The organism is Neobacillus sp. DY30 (assembly GCF_030123065.1).
Classification (GTDB): Bacteria; Bacillota; Bacilli; order Bacillales; family Cytobacillaceae; genus Neobacillus.
The window spans coordinates 3,909,510-3,927,179 of sequence record NZ_CP126093.1 but is presented as its reverse complement, the minus strand read 5'-3'; the positions used below and the strand labels follow the sequence as shown (position 1 = coordinate 3,927,179).

Annotated in this window: 16 protein-coding genes; 14 read left to right on the top strand and 2 right to left on the bottom strand. The window is 37.9% G+C overall.

Going from position 1 to position 17,670, the window contains the following annotated elements; all coding sequences use genetic code 11:
• Positions 1-257 precede the first annotated feature (257 nt).
• The 6 genes from nikA to QNH29_RS19110 all read left to right on the top strand — a co-directional run bounded on the left by nikA (position 258) and on the right by QNH29_RS19110 (position 6,757).
• Positions 258-1,883: a nickel ABC transporter substrate-binding protein gene (gene nikA / locus QNH29_RS19135; RefSeq protein WP_283860926.1), complete on the top strand. Its 1,626-nt coding sequence runs from the start codon at positions 258-260 to the stop codon at positions 1,881-1,883.
• A 16-nt stretch (positions 1,884-1,899) separates the two neighbouring features.
• Positions 1,900-2,841: a nickel ABC transporter permease subunit NikB gene (nikB, locus tag QNH29_RS19130; protein ID WP_283860925.1), complete on the top strand. Its 942-nt coding sequence runs from the start codon at positions 1,900-1,902 to the stop codon at positions 2,839-2,841.
• Positions 2,841-3,683, top strand: a complete 843-nt coding sequence (gene nikC / locus QNH29_RS19125) for a nickel ABC transporter permease subunit NikC (RefSeq protein WP_283860924.1) — start codon at positions 2,841-2,843, stop codon at positions 3,681-3,683. The genes nikB and nikC overlap by 1 nt, the downstream gene beginning before the upstream one ends.
• Before the next feature lie 5 nt (positions 3,684-3,688).
• Positions 3,689-4,516, top strand: a complete 828-nt coding sequence (gene nikD / locus QNH29_RS19120) for a nickel import ATP-binding protein NikD (protein WP_283865683.1) — start codon at positions 3,689-3,691, stop codon at positions 4,514-4,516.
• Between the two features lie 15 nt (positions 4,517-4,531).
• Positions 4,532-5,341 carry a nickel import ATP-binding protein NikE gene (gene nikE / locus QNH29_RS19115; RefSeq protein ID WP_283860923.1) on the top strand — a complete coding sequence of 270 codons (810 nt, stop codon included), beginning with the start codon at positions 4,532-4,534 and terminating at the stop codon, positions 5,339-5,341.
• Between the two features lie 90 nt (positions 5,342-5,431).
• On the top strand, positions 5,432-6,757 hold the full coding sequence (locus tag QNH29_RS19110) for an MATE family efflux transporter (RefSeq protein ID WP_283860922.1): 1,326 nt from the start codon (positions 5,432-5,434) through the stop codon (positions 6,755-6,757).
• 138 nt (positions 6,758-6,895) lie between these two features.
• On the opposite strand, the gene QNH29_RS19105 is transcribed toward QNH29_RS19110, so the two are convergent.
• Both QNH29_RS19105 and QNH29_RS19100 read right to left on the bottom strand, forming a co-directional pair.
• Positions 6,896-7,915 carry an FUSC family protein gene (locus QNH29_RS19105; RefSeq protein WP_283860921.1) on the bottom strand — a complete coding sequence of 340 codons (1,020 nt, stop codon included), beginning with the start codon at positions 7,913-7,915 and terminating at the stop codon, positions 6,896-6,898.
• Between the two features lie 258 nt (positions 7,916-8,173).
• Positions 8,174-9,502 (bottom strand): helix-turn-helix domain-containing protein, encoded by a 1,329-nt coding sequence (locus tag QNH29_RS19100; protein ID WP_283860920.1) that lies wholly within the window; start codon positions 9,500-9,502, stop codon positions 8,174-8,176.
• Between the two features lie 226 nt (positions 9,503-9,728).
• Between QNH29_RS19100 and QNH29_RS19095 the strand changes: the two genes are divergently transcribed.
• The 8 genes from QNH29_RS19095 to QNH29_RS19060 all read left to right on the top strand — a co-directional run bounded on the left by QNH29_RS19095 (position 9,729) and on the right by QNH29_RS19060 (position 17,662).
• A complete protein-coding gene (locus tag QNH29_RS19095; RefSeq protein ID WP_283860919.1) occupies positions 9,729-10,241 on the top strand; it encodes a flavin reductase family protein in 513 nt (170 codons plus the stop codon).
• Positions 10,242-10,278: 37 nt separating this feature from the next.
• Complete coding sequence (locus tag QNH29_RS19090; RefSeq protein ID WP_283860918.1) at positions 10,279-11,742, top strand: 4-hydroxyphenylacetate 3-hydroxylase family protein; 1,464 nt, start codon at positions 10,279-10,281, stop codon at positions 11,740-11,742.
• 18 nt (positions 11,743-11,760) lie between these two features.
• Positions 11,761-12,327, top strand: a complete 567-nt coding sequence (locus QNH29_RS19085; protein ID WP_283860917.1) for an FAD synthetase family protein — start codon at positions 11,761-11,763, stop codon at positions 12,325-12,327.
• Between the two features lie 161 nt (positions 12,328-12,488).
• Complete coding sequence (locus tag QNH29_RS19080) at positions 12,489-13,745, top strand: Zn-dependent hydrolase (RefSeq protein WP_283860916.1); 1,257 nt, start codon at positions 12,489-12,491, stop codon at positions 13,743-13,745.
• 359 nt (positions 13,746-14,104) lie between these two features.
• Complete coding sequence (locus QNH29_RS19075) at positions 14,105-15,220, top strand: 4-hydroxyphenylacetate 3-hydroxylase N-terminal domain-containing protein (RefSeq protein WP_283860915.1); 1,116 nt, start codon at positions 14,105-14,107, stop codon at positions 15,218-15,220.
• Positions 15,221-15,234: 14 nt separating this feature from the next.
• Entirely contained in the window at positions 15,235-15,573 is a 339-nt protein-coding gene (locus QNH29_RS19070) for a 4-hydroxyphenylacetate 3-hydroxylase C-terminal domain-containing protein (RefSeq protein WP_283860914.1), read from the top strand.
• 48 nt (positions 15,574-15,621) lie between these two features.
• Complete coding sequence (locus QNH29_RS19065; protein ID WP_283860913.1) at positions 15,622-16,785, top strand: ABC transporter substrate-binding protein; 1,164 nt, start codon at positions 15,622-15,624, stop codon at positions 16,783-16,785.
• A gap of 10 nt (positions 16,786-16,795) precedes the next feature.
• Complete coding sequence (locus tag QNH29_RS19060; protein WP_283860912.1) at positions 16,796-17,662, top strand: branched-chain amino acid ABC transporter permease; 867 nt, start codon at positions 16,796-16,798, stop codon at positions 17,660-17,662.
• The last annotated feature ends 8 nt before the right edge of the window (positions 17,663-17,670 follow it).

Below are 17,670 nucleotides of genomic sequence, written 5' to 3'. Positions count from 1 at the left end.
CACGCTATGGAATAGTAAACACTCACAAATTTTGATATATCAATGTTTGTGAGTGTTTTTTATTCTAATATACAAGTATTAGAATACTCTACTCATTTAAAACGTATCCAATTATTATAAAAAGACAATGGAATCTCTTCTTGCCTTATTGTTTTGGGCTAGTGGGTTAACAAATAAGTCACAAAATTTACATTGACAAGAATATATAAAGCCCATACAATTGAAAATGATTATCAACGTCATTTGGAGGAAACTATATGTTCTATGCAAAAAAAGGTCGGAATATTTTATTAACTTTGCTGTCTATTTTTCTATTATCGACGATATTACTAGGTTGTGCAAATGCTAGTGATAAGGTTGCAACGTCAAAGGACGTAAAAGAAAATATGCTAACAATCGCTTACCCAAGGGATGTGGGAGAAATGAATCCACATGTTTATAATCCTTCACAATTATTCGCACAGTCCATGGTTTATGAGCCGTTAGTAAGCTATGGAGATGGAGGCGAGTTGAAACCACATCTTGCTGAATCATGGGATATCTCAGAAGATGGCAAAGAATATACATTTCATCTACGTCAAGATGTGAAGTTTACTGATGGAACTAGCTTTAATGCAGACATTGCAAAAAAGAATTTTGATACGATTTTAAAGCATATGGATTTACATAGCTGGTTGGGGTTCCTTTCGAAAATAAACAGTATTGAAGTCATTGACGAGCATACGTTTAAAATGATATTAACAGAACCTTATTACCCAACCATCCAGGAGTTAGCCGTTGTTCGACCAGTCCGTTTCTTAGGTGAAGCTGGTTTCCCGGAGGATGGGGATACCTCAAAAGGTGTTGTTAAACCGGTTGGTACAGGACCATGGATTTTGGAAGAGCATAAAGCAGATGAATATGCTATTTATAAACGCAATGAAAATTATTGGGGTGAAATCCCAAAAGTAGAAAAAATTCAAGTAAAAGTCATTCCTGATGCGGAAACGAGAGTACTTGCGTTTGAAAAAGGTGAAATAGACTTAATTTATGGAGAAGGAATGATCAGTTTAGATAGTTTCAAACAACTAGAATCTACTGGTAAATATGAAACTAGTATTTCTGAGCCAGTAGCGACAAGACAGCTTGTACTAAATTCAGCAAGAGAAAATCTTTCTGATGAACGTGTTCGCCAGGCGCTGCATTATGGATTTAATAAAGAAGCAATGGTAGAAGGGATTACGTCTGGACTAGAAGAAACGGCAGAATTTATTTTACCGACAAACTTGCCCTACACTTCCGATATTGATGTGAAGACCATTAAAAATGATGTGAAGAAAGCAAAGTCCTTGTTAGACGAAGCGGGCTGGACTCTTCCGAAGGGAAAAACAGTTCGTGAAAAAGATGGGAAATTACTTGAAATTGAGATGATGTACAATTCAGCCGAAATGATTCAAAAAGCGATGGCAGAAACGCTTCAATCAGAGTGGGCAGCTATTGGTGTTAAATTAAATATTGCTCCGGTAGAACTTGCGGTTCAGGTTCAGAGATTTAAAGATAATGATTTTGATATCAATATATATAGTAACTTTGGTGCTCCTTATGATCCACATACATTTATCAATATTGTAGCAAAAGAAGGATTTGGATTTAATGAAGCCATTTCAGCGTATCCAAACAAAGCTGAAATAATACAACAAATTGCACAAGTTCCTCTAACTACAGCCGAAACAGAACGTCAGCAGCTTTACACATCAATTTTAACATCACTGCAAGTTCAAGGTGCGATTGTTCCTATTTCTTATCTTAAGAAAACAGCGATTTATCAAAAGGATGTCACGAATTTCACTTTCCCTGCTAATCGTGATGAACATCCATTTACAGGAATTAGCATCAAGCAGTAAGCAACAGGAGGCTATTATGGGCACTTATATCATAAAACGCGTGATGTCTATTATCCCAGTTTTTCTTTTGGCGGCACTTCTAACGACTGGGATGATTCACCTATCACCGGTGGATCCGGCTGAGGCTTATTTAACAGCGGCCCATATTGAACCGACTGATGAGATTTTAGCCCAAAAAAGACATGAGTTTGGTTTGGATCAACCATTCTTCATCCAATATGTAAACTCTATTATGAAGATATGCCAACTTGATTTTGGCATATCTTATCTTTCGAATAAGCCTGTTTGGGACGAGGTTTCAACTCGTATTCCAGCGACCATCCAGCTGGCTCTTGGAAGTTTAGCGATTGCGGTGCTTGTTAGTGTCCCCCTTGGCTTTTTTGCCGGAATTAGGAAAAACAGTGCAATTGATCATTTTAGCCGCTTACTTTCTTTTTTCGGGGCTTCCATTCCCTCATTTTGGCTCGGATATATATTAATATTTTTCTTTTCTGTTAAGCTTGATCTTTTCCCAGTAGAGGGGATTGGTACATGGCAGCATCTAGTTCTGCCTTCGGTTACACTTGCACTTCCGTTAATTGCGATGTACACAAGGTTATTGCGTACCAGCATCCTTGAAAATTTACAACAGCCTTATGTGCTATTCGCAAGAACAAGGGGAATTAAAGAAAAAACGATTATGGTCAAGCATGTCTTAAGGATTGCTATTTCACCGATGATTACTGGACTAGGGATGAATCTTGGAAAACTTTTGACGGGAACGATTATCGTTGAGACCGTTTTTTCTTGGCCGGGGTTTGGCCGGTATTTTATAGAAGCGATTTTTAATCGTGATATACCTGTCATTCAATGTTATGTGTTTATTGCAGCTGGCTTATTTATTTTTAGCAATTTGATAGTGGATCTAATTCAAATGTACATTGACCCGCGCATCTCCAGGAAAGAAGGGCACCGCTGATGATAACCAGTCTACGTAAGATATTCATAAACCAAAAAGTGATTCCCATATGTTCAATCATTTTAGGTATACTTTTTATAATGGCGATATTTGCTCCATGGCTGGCACCGAATGATCCAATAGCGGTAAATTTAGTTTATAAACTACAGCCTCCTTCATGGGAATTTCCATTAGGAACCGACCACCTAGGAAGATGTAATTTATCACGTCTGTTATATGGAGCTCGAATTTCATTAGGCTTTGCCATGCTGATCTTCATTTCATCATTAGTGATTGGGTTAATCGTAGGAACCATCTCGGGGTATAAAGGCGGCTGGGTTGATCAGGTTTTGATGAGATTTTGTGATGGTGTGATGGCTTTTCCTAGTCTTATCCTAATACTTGGTTTGGTTGGTATTTTCGGTCCTGGACTTCGGCAGGTTATCTTCGCGCTAATGCTTGTCCAATGGGTTTACTATGCAAGAATGTTCCGAGGAATGGTACTTAGTCTTAGGGAACAAAACTTTATAGCTGCTGCGAAAATAAGTGGATCTTCGCAATGGAAGATTATTAAAAATCATATTGTCCCAAATGTGCTTCCACCGCTTGTTGTCATGGGAACACTAGAAATGGGTTGGGCGATTATGGATATTTCCGCCATGTCGTTTCTTGGGTTAGGGGTACAACCGCCAACACCTGAATGGGGAGCCATGATTCACGAAGGAAAGTCGTATATTCGTACAAATCCTGCATTGATGATTTATCCTGGTTTAATGATTATGATAGTTATTGTAACTTTCAATTTATTGGGCGAAGCGTTATCAGAACGTTACGGAGTCAAACGCGATTTTAAAAAGGAATGAGAATGTTGGGTAGAGAAGAGTCAAATGTGCTGCAAGTTAGAGATTTACATGTTCAGGTAAATTCAAAGAATGGGGCTGCCACTCTCGTTCAAGATATAAATTTTGAATTAAAGCATGGAAAGGTCCTTGGGCTAGTTGGAGAAAGTGGATGCGGTAAAACCGTTACGAGTATGGCCATTCTTCAGCTGCTCGACCGGATAACTACCAAGGTTGACGGAAGCATAGAATTACAAGGGCACGAATTGAACGGTTTAGGTGAGAAAGAAATGCGTAAGATTCGTGGTAAGGATATCGCCTTTATAATGCAGAATCCCATGAATGCTTTTACGCCTGTTTTTACGATAGGTCATCAATTTATTGAAACCATACGCTCCCATACACAATGGAATAAAAAACAGGCAAAAGAGCTTGCTATTGAAGCGATGTGTCATGTGAATTTACCAAATCCCGATAAACTATTAAAACATTATCCTTTTCAATTGAGTGGGGGTATGCTTCAACGGGTGATGATTGCGATCGCAGCATGCTTACATCCGTCGGTTATTATTGCCGATGAACCAACAACTGCTCTTGACGTAACTAATCAAAAGAGAGTGCTATATCACCTAGATAAAATTCGCTCTGAATATGGTTCGGCTATATTATTAGTATCCCATGATCTTGGGGTCATTGCTGAAATGGCGGATGAAGTGGCTGTTATGCAGAATGGTCGAATCGTAGAAAAAGCGGACGTGTTCCAGCTATTTGACGCGCCACAGCATGAGTATACGAAAAAACTTTTAAATGCACGCTCAGTATTACCATTAAATGAATCTGTCATCCATTTGGCTTAAATAAGGGGTGGAAAAATGAGTTTATTACAAGTAAAGGATGTAACTCATAGCTACGGATCCCGAAAGTTGTTCAACTGGAAAGACCGTTCTAAAAAAATACTTTCTAACATTTCTCTTAATATAGAGGAAGGAACTTGTTTAGGATTGCTCGGTACGAGTGGTGCTGGAAAAAGTACCTTAGGAAAAGTGATTCTCGGTTTGGAACGGCCGCAACTTGGACAGGTTCTGTTTCAAGGGCATGATATTTATTCCGCAGATAAACATATTCGTCAAAATATACGCCGGGACCTTCAGGCAGTCTTTCAGGACTCATATTCATCGGTCAACCCACGAATGACGGCCGAACGAATTATTGCAGAACCGTTGGAAAACTATGAAAAGCTTACACCCACTGAACAAAAACGAACCGTAATTGAATTATTGGAAAGGGTAGGGCTCAGTGAAAAAGATTTGAAAAAATATCCAAATCAATTTAGCGGCGGGCAATTGCAAAGAATCAATGTTGCTCGAGCCATCTCACTCAAGCCAAAGCTGATTGTCCTTGACGAATCTGTTAGTAGTCTGGATATGGTGAATCAAACCCTGATTTTGGAATTACTAAAAGAGTTAAAAGCAGACTTCGGGTTATCGTATCTTTTTATTACCCATGACATTAACGCTGCCTATACCATTAGTGATCGACTAGGTGTGTTAGAAAAAGGGGAACTAGTCGATTTATACGATGAGAAAAATCTGTTTTTCACATCAAAACATCCTGTGGTAAATGAAATGAGAGATTCAATGCTTGCTAGTCATCCGCGTTTTCGCTCGGTTAGACGTGCTTAATTATAAAGTATTTACATTTTCGAATGCCTCGATTTCATTTAAAAAATCGGGGCTATTGTTTTTAATTGATATAGAAGGAGGCCGTTCCGAATGAATCATCGAGCGTACCTTGCTTTGGCAATTCCCTTAACAATTTCGACGATGACAACGCCCTTGATAGGCGCCGTAGATACAGCCGTAGTAGGGCAGCTTCCTGATTCGGCTTATATTGGCGGAGTTGCAGTTGGGACTTTAATTTTTAATACATTATATTGGGTATTCGGTTTTTTACGGGTTAGTACGTCTGCTTTTGCTGCACAAGCGAACGGGGCAAGCGACCCAGATCAAGGAATACTTGCTTTAGCGCGTCCCTTTCTATTAGCTGTTGTGGTGGGAATTTGTTTTATTCTCTTACAATGGCCGATTGAATATTTGGCTCTGATATTGTTTTCCTCTGATTCTGATGTCAGTAAGTTTGCTGCAGAATATTTTCGAATTAGAATTTGGGGAGCACCTTTTACCTTGATGAACTATGTCATCCTTGGCTGGCTAATGGGGATGGCTAAGATTAAAGAATCATTATTTTTACAAGTGTTTATGAATGTTTTGAATATGATATTGGCTATTGTTTTTGTTCATGTCTTTTCATTTGCTGTTAAAGGGGTTGCTACGGCGGCTTTGATTGCTGAAGTGACAGCCTTTATATTAGGATTACTTATTGTGATAAAGGCATCACCATTCGTATGGAGATTACCATCCTTTCAAGAACTGATAGATACTGTGTCGATGAAAAAGATGTTCAACGTTAACAAGGATTTGTTTATTCGAACTATTTGTTTATTAGTCGTTATTAATATGTTTACGGCAAAGGGTGCTTCGTTTGGAACAGATTTTCTAGCTGCAAATGCAGTGCTTTTTCAAATTCATTACATAATGGCTTATTTTTTCGAAGGGTTTGCGAATGCCACAAGTATTCTTGTCGGCAAAGCGGTAGGAGCGAACGACAAGGAATTATATAAAAAAACACTTACTTTATCAAAGCAATGGGCGGTGATTACCGCGTTTTCTATCGCTTTTGTATATGGATTTTTTCATGAACAAATTATTGCCCTATTTACAAATATACCTAGCATTATCGAACTTTCAACTCAATATGGAATATGGTTAATTCTTTATCCGTTTGCTGCGTGTTTTGGCCTTGTGATTTATGGTGTCTTTACCGGAGCGACTGAAATTGCTCCCGTCCGAAACTCTATGATTTATGCAATGATTGTCTATATTCTTATTCAAATTACGGTAACACCTATCTGGCATAATCATGGCTTATGGCTTGCGTTCATTGTCTATACGATTGGGAGATCTGGATTTCTAATTATCTATACTCCTAGATTGAACAATAAATTGTTCGAAATAAAGAACGTAAAAAACGCCTTATAGATAGATGCAACTATAAATTGAAAAGATATTATTAATAAAGAAAGCAACCTTAGGTTGCTTTTTTACTAGTTAGTTTCAAGTGTAAGTTGAATTGGATCTTCAAGAACAAAATATAAATTTAAAAAAGTTAACTATATTCTAATGTGATTTCTTCATATATTGTTCTACCAAGGTATTCAAACGGTCCAATTGAAAGGCATAATGATAAACAGAAGCCCCAATAACGGTCATTTGAATTTTATGATTTTCAAGATAGGACTTCATTACTTTTTCCAAAAAGACCTCTGTTTGTTTCAAAAACTCATCTTCTAATGAAGGTAGATCCATTTTTATTTTTCCATCATATTTTAATAGAAACAGCTCATGATACTTGATAAGATACTCGAGGTGTTGATCAAAAAGCCGATTTTCTTCAGGTGTCGGCTTACTGGTAAAATAGATGGAATCAATATCCTCTAAGACCATATATCCATGTTGGAGTGATTTAAACATTTGCTTAAACACAACAATTTCTCGTACATCCATATTATTGATCTTGGACATTTTTTCGCGTTCTTCATCAAATAACATAAATTGCTCTTCTAATTGAAAAATATCATTCTCTAATTGTTCCATTTGCTCCTTAAACGACTTTTCCGTCATTTCGTCAGAGATCGCGGTTCTCATTAAAATAGAGAAATCTTGGAAAATTTCATTGATTTTATTTACGTAATTTTTCTTGTAGTTTGGCGGGTAGACAAAAATATTCACCAATAATGCGATTGCCATTCCAATGAAGGTAACGATAAAACGGTTCAAAGCAAAGAGCCAATCGTTACCTGGTGCACTCATAATCGCTAACACCGTCACGACCGTTAGCGAAATCGTTTCTCCCATTTTTAACTTTAAACTAATCGATATCAGAATAATGATTACGAGTCCAATAGAAAATGGGTCATTGCCAAGAAAGTATAATCCCAGAAAGGCAAAAATAGCACCTAAGATATTGGTTTGAGCTTGATTCCATACTTGTTTCCATGTGCGGTAAATGGAGGGTTGAATCGTAAAAATCGCAGCAATTCCCGCAAAGACTGCGGATTCAAGATTTAATACCGAACATATATATAAGGCCAATGTAACAGCGATTCCTGTTTTAATGACGCGAGGTCCTAACTTCACAATGCTCAATCCTCCAATAAAAGTGCTGAACAATCAATCAACTCAGTCACTTTACTTTTATTACCTTATCAAATATAGCGATTAACACTAATATTTTCAATTATTTTTGTCTTTATATGAGAATGCACTTTGTAGATTATCCCAATCGCACCTATCCTAAAAATAAATATAAAAAGGGTTAGATAAAAATAAGTCCTATCTTAAATGGGATAGGACTCAAAGATTACAACAGAAGTAGATTTATTATTAAAATAGCCATTAAATGGTTTTGCTTGTCCCCGTTTCTACTCCACCACTCACTCGATATATTTTCCGCGGCCGCCCTTTAGAGGTTGGAGCCTCATCTCCGATGATTTCAGCAATTCCTTGGTCCAGTAGACCCGTTAGAATACGGCGGGCGTTTCTTGGAGTCATTTTTAGTGTGTCTGCTATCTGAGTTGCGGTAATGGTACCATTACCAACTCTTTTTTGCACCGACAAAATTTTATTAAATGTTGTGATAGTTATCCCACTATGTTTAAGTTTATCGCTTATTTCCTTATTTTCAGTTCGGTATTTGAAGGTGATGACTTCTTTTTCTTCTAAAGGTCCTTCAATGGATCCATTATTATCAACAAGAAAAGCACAAAAAGAATCATAGTTTTGAGCATGATTTAAAGCAAGTCTTGCGTTTTCTTCGGCTGACAGAGCGGTATCGCCATAACCTATACCGATATTGGATGGTAAATCAGAAATTAACGATAATTCTTCTAGAAGAGATCCAATCGGTTTCTCTGTTTCTTGAACAGAACCTCTCGTGGAAAATATAACAAAGGCTCCGGTTCCAATGGTGATAAAAGAGCCAGAAATAGATTCTGCAAAATTTAAGATGGCAGCCTGAATATCTAAAATTAAGCGATGTAATTCGTACGATACCATATGATGATCATCTTTTTTCTCTATACCTTGAATCTTTACAAGTATTGCTGCAATTTGTGATTGTTTAAAATGCATGGTTTCCCATTGTTGTATGGCCGTTGATAGGGTCTCACGAATGTTGCTTCTTGTCGGAGTAACTCTATAGGCAGGAATATTTTCCAATCGTAATTGATCATATATTGAACGCAAACAAGTGATACAAAGTTCTACTTTTCCTTTTTGATAAAGATTTTGATGAAAGGTTAGAAGACTTTCTAGCGGAGTTTCATGTGTATACTCTTGAACATAAACCTGATTGCTTGAAATATAAAGGTCGTTGTAGGTTTCATAGACATCACGTTCTGTTAGCATATCAATGCTAATGGATTCAAGCGCTTTTTTATCATTGTATCCAATCTCTACTAAAGTCTTTGTTAGGCTGGCACCATCTAACTTTAGTAAAAAGAAGGGTTGATTGACACCACTCTCTAGAAATGAATTATATAATGCAGGTCCTGCCAGAATCCAAAGATCAACTGCCTGTTGATTTTTTTGTATCAAGTCAGAAGCTTCATTTGTATTGGAATAAATAAATGGCACAGGTTGGATGTGGTCACTATATTCCATTGCAATTTCAGAAATAAGTTGGACCGAGTCATCTGGTCCAATAATTCCAACTCTTGGTTTCAAATAATTCCCCCCAATAAAAAGATTGTATTTAATTATATCAATTATGAAAATATTTAGGTATCAATAAATGTATTTTAAGTTTACCTAACATTAAACAATATTTTCAATATAATTATAGAGAATTTTTTGAAAATTCTGTTGACATTACTCTATACCCTCTGTATAGTTTTATTTAAGGAACATATTAAGAATTATTCCGTAAATAAAAAATGAGGAGTGTTTGTAAATGAATTCATCGAAGGAGAATAAAGAACGGTTACCTTTGGTTGAACAAGATCAATTCAAACATGTTATTGGCCATTTTGCCAGCGGTGTATCGATTATTACCGTTAGAAACAACGGAGTAGATTTTGGAATTACTGCCAGCGCAGTTAGTTCTGTATCCGTTGAGCCGCCAATGCTGCTCGTTTGTGTCAATAAAAGCACAGGAACATGTCATGCGATATCGGCTGCAGAATCTTTTACAGTCAACATTATGAATGAAAATCAAAAAGATTTAGCTCTTAGATTTGCTAGAGCAAATACTGATAAATTTAAGAATGTTCATTTCTCTTACGGGGATCTAGGCAATCCTGTCCTCGAAGATACACTTGCACATCTTGAATGTCGTGTCGTTGAAGAAGTAACTGGTGGTACTCATTCCGTTTTTCTAGCTGAGGTACAAAATGCTCACTCAGCAAGCGCGGATCCACTAGTCTATTATCGTGGGAAATTTGGTCAATTTATTGAAGCTAAGTAGAATGAAAAAAATATAATTTTATAGGGAGGAAATTGGAATGGCATTAATGACAGGTAAACAGTATAGAGAGTCACTGAATGATGGGAGGGAAGTCTATATTGATGGTGAGAAGGTTCGGAATCTAGCTGAACACCCGTCCTTTAAGCCCATCATTGATGTAAAAGCTAGAATGTATGATATGGCGTTTGAAGAGAAGTATGCTAATACGTTAACAACTAGACTTCCAGATGGGGAGATTGTATCCCGAGCATACAAAGCACCTGAGACGAAGGAAGATTTGAAAGCTATTCGCACACATGTGGAAACCGTGCTAGACGACCTTGGCGGGGTAGTTTACCGGGTTGGTGATGAAACCATTGGAGAAATGTGGTCCCTCTTTGATGCCCAAGATAAATTAAACGAAATTGATCCAACCTATGCAAAAAATATTAAGTATCACATTGACCGTGTCGCAAGAGAAGACTTGTTCCATGTATCGGCAAACACGGATCCAAAAGGGGATAGAAGTAAATTATTCAGTGGAAAAGACGGTGGAACGCTGCTTCATGTGGTCGAGGAAAATGATAAAGGAATTGTCGTAAAAGGCGCTAAGTTTGAAACCGCCGCAGCCTATGCCCATCAAGCATTTGTAAAACCAACTATTTTAGATTGGAATGCCGGATCAGAGAAAATGGCTCCTTTCGCTTGTGGATTTATTTGCGATATGGGTTCACCTGGTCTAAAGCATATTTGCCGTACATCCCTCGGTGCTGACCGAAATCCACAAGATTATCCGATTGCCACAAAATTTGAAGAAATTGATACATTGCTTATTTTCGATAACGTCTTAATTCCATGGGAAAATGTCCTTTTTCATCGCTCCTTAGAATCTGCCGCTTATATCCGTTCTACTCTTCATCGTTATTCTGCCTTTAATTACACCCTTAGAATGCTTCGCAGAGCCGATTATTTAATCGGAGCCGCCTTATTGAATGTTGAGCAAACTGGTTTGACTCATCTACAAGCAGTAAAAGAGAAAATTTCTCAACTAATTAATTATCGTGAAGGAATTAATGCTCATTTAACCGCTGCCGTCGCAGAAGCGGAAAGAAGTCCAGGCGGATTAATGATGCCAAATCAATCATTACTGTACACCGGTCGTGTCTTCGCATTAGTTAATTTCCCGGCAATGGCCCACTTAACAAGAGAGCTTGTTGGCGGACAATTAGCGGTTACTCCGGACTCTACTACGATGGCAGACCCTGAAATCCAACCTTATATTGATCAATATTACTCTGTTGGAGAATGGACACCAGAAGATCGTGGGAAATTACTTTATTTCGCAAGAGATTTGTTAAATTCCTCTTATGCGGGTCACCGAACCACCTTTGAATTATTTGCCCAAAGTCCGCCATTTGCTCAACAGATGGCTGTGTTTAACAATTTTGATTTGGAACCTAATCGTGAGCTGGTGCGAAAAGCAGCAGGGATTAAATCGTCTGTACCTGTTTCTAGCATATAGTAGAAAGGAGTTTTTACTTTGGAAATTCATGCACCAGGTACTTTAAAGCTCCCAGCATCAGCTCTCACGATTGGTGCACTTGACGGTGTACATTTAGGGCACAAAGCATTGCTCGTTAAAACAAAATTACGGGCGGAGCAACTTGAAGTTCCTTTTGTCGTCTATACCTTTGATCCGCCTCCGAAGGTATATTTTAAAAATTGCCAAATGATCACTTCACTCGATGAAAAGCTAAACCGGCTTGAGATGCTGGGTGCTGAGCATGTGATTGTAGGGCAATTTAACGAAGCATTTACCAAACAAACTGTTTCTGCTTTTATAGAAGAACTACACCTAATCAAACCGGTTGAAATCTGGGAAGGGCCAAACTTTCAATTTGGGAAAGATCGAAAAGGTACTATCGACGATTTAAGGGCTCATTTTAATGTAGGTGTTTTAAATCCACTGCAATGTGACCAAGGTGAATTAATCTCTTCCACTCGTATTCGCAAATTATTACTGCAAGGAAACTACTCTTCGGCCAAAAAATTACTGGGAGATGTCCGCCATATTTCCTTTTTGGCAGAAAAAAACTTTGCCGTTTAAAGAATTCGAGTTTTATTAGTAGATTCATTCTGTATAAGTAATCTTATAAAACTGGAGCAGCAATGATGGAGTTATTCAAAATTGTTGCTCCCATTTTATTTCTTGAGAAAAAATAGAAAAAGAATGATAAATTGGTAGTCTGTGAAAGTGGGGAAAATAAAGTGAACATTACTCTTAGTCGTTTACTACAAGATATTGAGCGATATAGCGAATATGGAAAGAATGAACATGGAGGTGTGACTAGACCTAGTTTCTCATACGAAGATCATCAAGTACGTCGATTGTTTATAGATGAATTAAAGGAAATGGGACTTCAAATTACCATTGATGGTGCAGCCAATATTTGGGGGAAATATAAAGGTACTGGAAAAAAGAAAGGCAGTATCGTTATTGGCTCACATTTGGATTCTGTTCCTAATGGGGGAAATTACGATGGACCTCTGGGAGTTCTTATGGCAAAAGAAATTATCCAAACGATAAAAGACCATAACATTCTCCTTGACCATGATATTGAAATTGTTTCCTTCACTGCAGAAGAGTCGAACGATTTTAATCTATCCACTTTTGGCAGCCGTTGCTTTGTCGGACGTTTAACGTCAGGAATGTTAGAGAATATTCGTGATTCAAAAGGAGTCCTTCTGAGTGAGGAACTGAAGAAGGTTGGCGGAGGACTTGATAAATTCCCAGAAATGAAAAATATGCACAATGATAAAAAAGCTTTTATTGAGCTTCATATTGAGCAGGGGCAGCGGCTAGAAAACACGAATATTCCGATGGCGGTGATTAACAGTGTTGTTGGTACCTATCGAAGTTTTGTATCCGTAAAAGGGGACCCCAATCATTCTGGTACTACCATGATGGTTAATAGACGAGATGCTCTTACAGCCGCGTCGGAAATGATTCTTGAAGTGGAGCGGTATTGCAAATCCAAGGGTAATGTTGTCGGAACAGTAGGGAAAATAAATGTAATTCCCAATGCTGCCAATATCATCCCTGGACAAGTTGATTTTATTTTGGAAATAAGAGCTGAGTCGGAGGAGATTATTCATGAGGCGGTTGATTCCATCCAAGGTGTTTGGAACGAGGTTTCTTGTAGAAGAAAAGTAAAAGTCAATCAAGAAGTATTTCTTGACCAAAAACCAGTGATTTTAGATCAGGATATGGTATCTGTACTTGAAAACACTGCTAGGGAAATGAACGAACCTTGTTTAACGCTGCCAAGCATGGCTGTGCATGATGCCGCCCATATGGCAAGTATAACGAAATCGGTTATGGTTTTTGTAAAGAGTATCGGTGGGAAAAGCCATTGCCCGGAAGAGTTTAGTGAACCCGATGATATTGAGAAGGTTGGAAATTTAATTTTGCAAGGAGTTATTCAATTGGACAGAAAGATTTCAGGAAAGGAGATTAGCGTTTAAGAAGATTGAAGAAAGAAAAGGATAGGAATAAAGTCTTTTTCCTTTTAATGTTACGATAGAAGGCTTGCTAATATTAGCGGGCCTTCATTTGTAGTATAGGTCTTTTTGAATGCTTTCTAGTTTCTCTATTAAAATAGTATTTTTAATGTAAAAAATTAAATTAAAATTTGATATAGTAATAATATTGAATTTATAAAATAAAGAATTTTTTGAATATTTAATTGACATTAACACTGTGAATTTGTTATTTTTAATTAAAGAACAATTAAAGAAAAGTTCCGTAAATGAACAAAGAAAACTTAATCTTTGAAATTCATGTAGCGGGTTCTAGCCATCAATGAAATTATAGGAGGAATCATATGGGATTAATGACAGGTAAAGAGTACCGTGAATCGCTGAATGACGGAAGGGAAATCTATATTGATGGTGAAAAAGTTCGGAACGTGGCCGAACACCCATCCTTTAAGCCCATCATTGATGTAAAAGCTAGAATGTATGATATTGCGTTTGAAGAGAAGTATACCAATACGTTAACGACCAGACTGCCAGATGGTGAGATTGTATCTCGAGCATACAAAGCACCTGAGACGAAGGAAGATTTGAGAGCTATTCGCACACATGTGGAAACCGTTCTAGACGACCTTGGCGGGGTAGTTTACCGAGTTGGAGATGAAACCATTGGTGAAATGTGGTCCCTCTTTGATGCCCAAGATAAACTAAATGAAATTGATCCAACCTATGCCAAAAATATTAAGTATCACATTGACCGTGTCGCAAGAGAAGATTTGTTTCATGTATCAGCGAATACAGATCCAAAAGGCGATAGAAGTAAATTATTCAGTGGAAAAGATGGTGGAACCCTGCTTCATGTCGTTGAAGAAAACGATAAAGGAATTGTGGTAAAGGGTGCTAAATTTGAAACAGCCGCTGCCTATGCACATCAAGCATTTGTAAAACCAACCATTTTAGACTGGAACGCTGGGTCGGAAAAAATGGCTCCATTCGCCTGCGGATTCATTTGTGATATGGGTTCATCGGGATTGAAGCATATTTGCCGGACATCTCTAGGTACTAACAGAAACCCTCAAGATTATCCGATTGCCACAAAATTTGAAGAAATTGATACATTACTTATTTTCGATAACGTCTTAATTCCATGGGAAAATGTCCTTTTCCATCGCTCCTTAGAATCTGCCGCTTATATCCGTTCCACTCTTCATCGTTATTCTGCCTTTAATTACACCCTTAGAATGTTGCGCAGGGCCGATTATTTAATCGGAGCCGCCTTATTGAATGTCGAACAAACTGGTTTGACTCATCTACAAGCAGTAAAAGAGAAAATCTCTCAACTTATTAATTATCGTGAAGGAATTAATGCTCATTTAACCGCAGCCGTCGCAGAAGCAGAAAAAAGCCCAGGCGGATTAATGATGCCAAATCAATCACTACTGTACACCGACGTGTCTTTGCATTAGCTAATTTCCCGGCAATGGCTCATTTAACAAGAGAGTTGGTTGGAGGACAATTAGCGGTAACGCCAGACTCTGTCACGATGGCAGACTCGGAAATCAAACCATACATCGATCAATATTACTCTGTTGGGACATGGTCACCGGAAGACCGCGGAAAATTGCTCTATTTTGCAAGAGATTTGTTAAATTCCTCTTATGCGGGTCATCGTACCACCTTTGAATTATTTGCCCAAAGTCCGCCATTTGCTCAACAAATGGCCGTGTTTAACAATTTTGATTTGGAACCTAATCGTGAATTGGTGCGAAAAGCAGCTGGGATTAAACCTAATACTACAAAGTCTTCTATAAGACTATGAGTTATGTAAGTAATAAAAATTTCTAAATATATTAAAGGGGGACTTAATGTGGCACAATCTACAAAATTAATAGTGAAAAAGATTGTTATGTTTATGGTCTTAGCCATATTGTTAGTTGGGTGTTCTGGGACAAATTCTTCATCTGGAACAGGAAATTCAGAGAGTGGTGACAAGATTCTTGTAGGGCTGCAAGCACCGATGACTGGCGATAACGCACAATACGGACAAGATATGAAAAATGGTGTAGATCTTGCTTTTAAAAAGATTAATAGTGAAGGCGGCATAAACGGCAAAAAGCTTGAGTTAGTAGTTGGTGACGATAAAGCTACTCCTTCAGAAGCCGTTGCCGTAGTCAATAAAATGATTATGAATGACGGGGTTAAGGCTATCATTGGAGGATATAATTCATCACCAACATTGGCTGCCCAGGAAGTTTCAGGATCCTCAAAAGTCCTTCATTTAAATATGGGGGCAAGCCCTGATTTGTCTAAAACGGGTAATGAGTATTTATTTCGTGTAATCTTAACTGGTTCCGTTTATGTACCTGCTGTTATGAAATATATGGCAGAAGAGAAAAAGGTAAAGAAAATAGCAGCCTTATTTGAAAATACAGATTATGGAATTACAATGTATGATGCAGCAAAGAAATCGACAAAAGACCTTGGAGTAGAATTTATTGCAACTGAAAAATATAATCCAGGCGATAAAAACTTCTCAGCACAATTATCTAAGATTAAAAACCTAAATCCTGATGCGGTTATGGTTGTCGGACTGTACAACGAGGTAGCGTTAATTGAGCAACAAGCAAGACAGGCTGGGTTGGATGTACAGTTCTTCTCACCAGATGATTCTATGTATTCAGAGCAACTCATTTCATTAGGTGGAGATGCAGTTGAAAATCATATTTTTGCGTCGATGATTGATCTAAACGCAGATTCAGAACAAATGAAAGAATTTAAAGCGCTAGCTGAGGAAAATAATGTTCCAGCACAGGCCAATACGGCAATTGCTTTTGATGCAGCGATGGCTCTTGCAAAAGCACTAGAAGATGGCGGCGGCGACGCTGAAAAAGCACGCGCGGCATTGGCAAGTATTGAATATCAAGGGATAACTGGACCAATTAAATTTGATAAAAACGGTGATCGTTCAAATACCCCAATGATTATGCAAGTTCAAAAGGGTAACTTCTCAGTAATTAAAGAATCAGAATAGGGGGATAATCGTGTTCTTTGACCAATTAATAAATGGAATAGTCCTCGGCAGCATATACGCGTTAATGGCGATTGGCTACACGATGGTGTGGAATGTGCTTCGTTTTATAAACTTTGCACATGGTGAAGTATATATGGGAGGGGCATTCGTGTCCCTTTATCTTCTATTATTAGATACACCTTTATGGCTTGCTTATATTGGAGGCGTATGTGCTGGAGCATTACTAGGGTATTTAATGGAAAAAGTGGTTTACATGCGAATGCGAAGTGCACCTAAATTAAATTTACTCATTGCAGCTATTGGGATCTCCATTGTCCTACAAAATTTAGCTCAATATATTTGGGGGGCCACACCGGAAAGATTAACCTCTCCATTTCTTTCTAAGAATATAAGTATTGGAGATATGCTGATCAATCAGCACTATGTTTATATTATCATAGTCACCATTCTAGTCATGATTGTTTTAGAATTATTTATCAATCGAACCCTTATGGGAAAAGCAGTCCAAGCAGCCTCACAAAACATTCAGGCTACGCAATTAATGGGTATTAATGCCAACAAAATCATTTCGATTACTTTTGCAATCGGTTCAGCTGTTGGTGCACTTGCGGGTATTTTGGTAGGTCCTGTATTCCTAGTATATCCAACGATGGGTGTATTTGCAGGACTAAAAGGATTTACTGCATCGGTTATGGGGGGAATGGGAAATATTCCAGGAGCTATGATTGCCGGCTTATTGCTAGGAATAATTGAAAGTTTTGCTGCAGGTTTTATTTCTTCGGGTTATAGAGATGCCGTTGCCATGGTCATCTTATTATTCATTTTATTAGTTCGTCCTCAAGGAATCTTTGGGAAAATCGTTCAACAGAAGGTATAAGGGGGGAG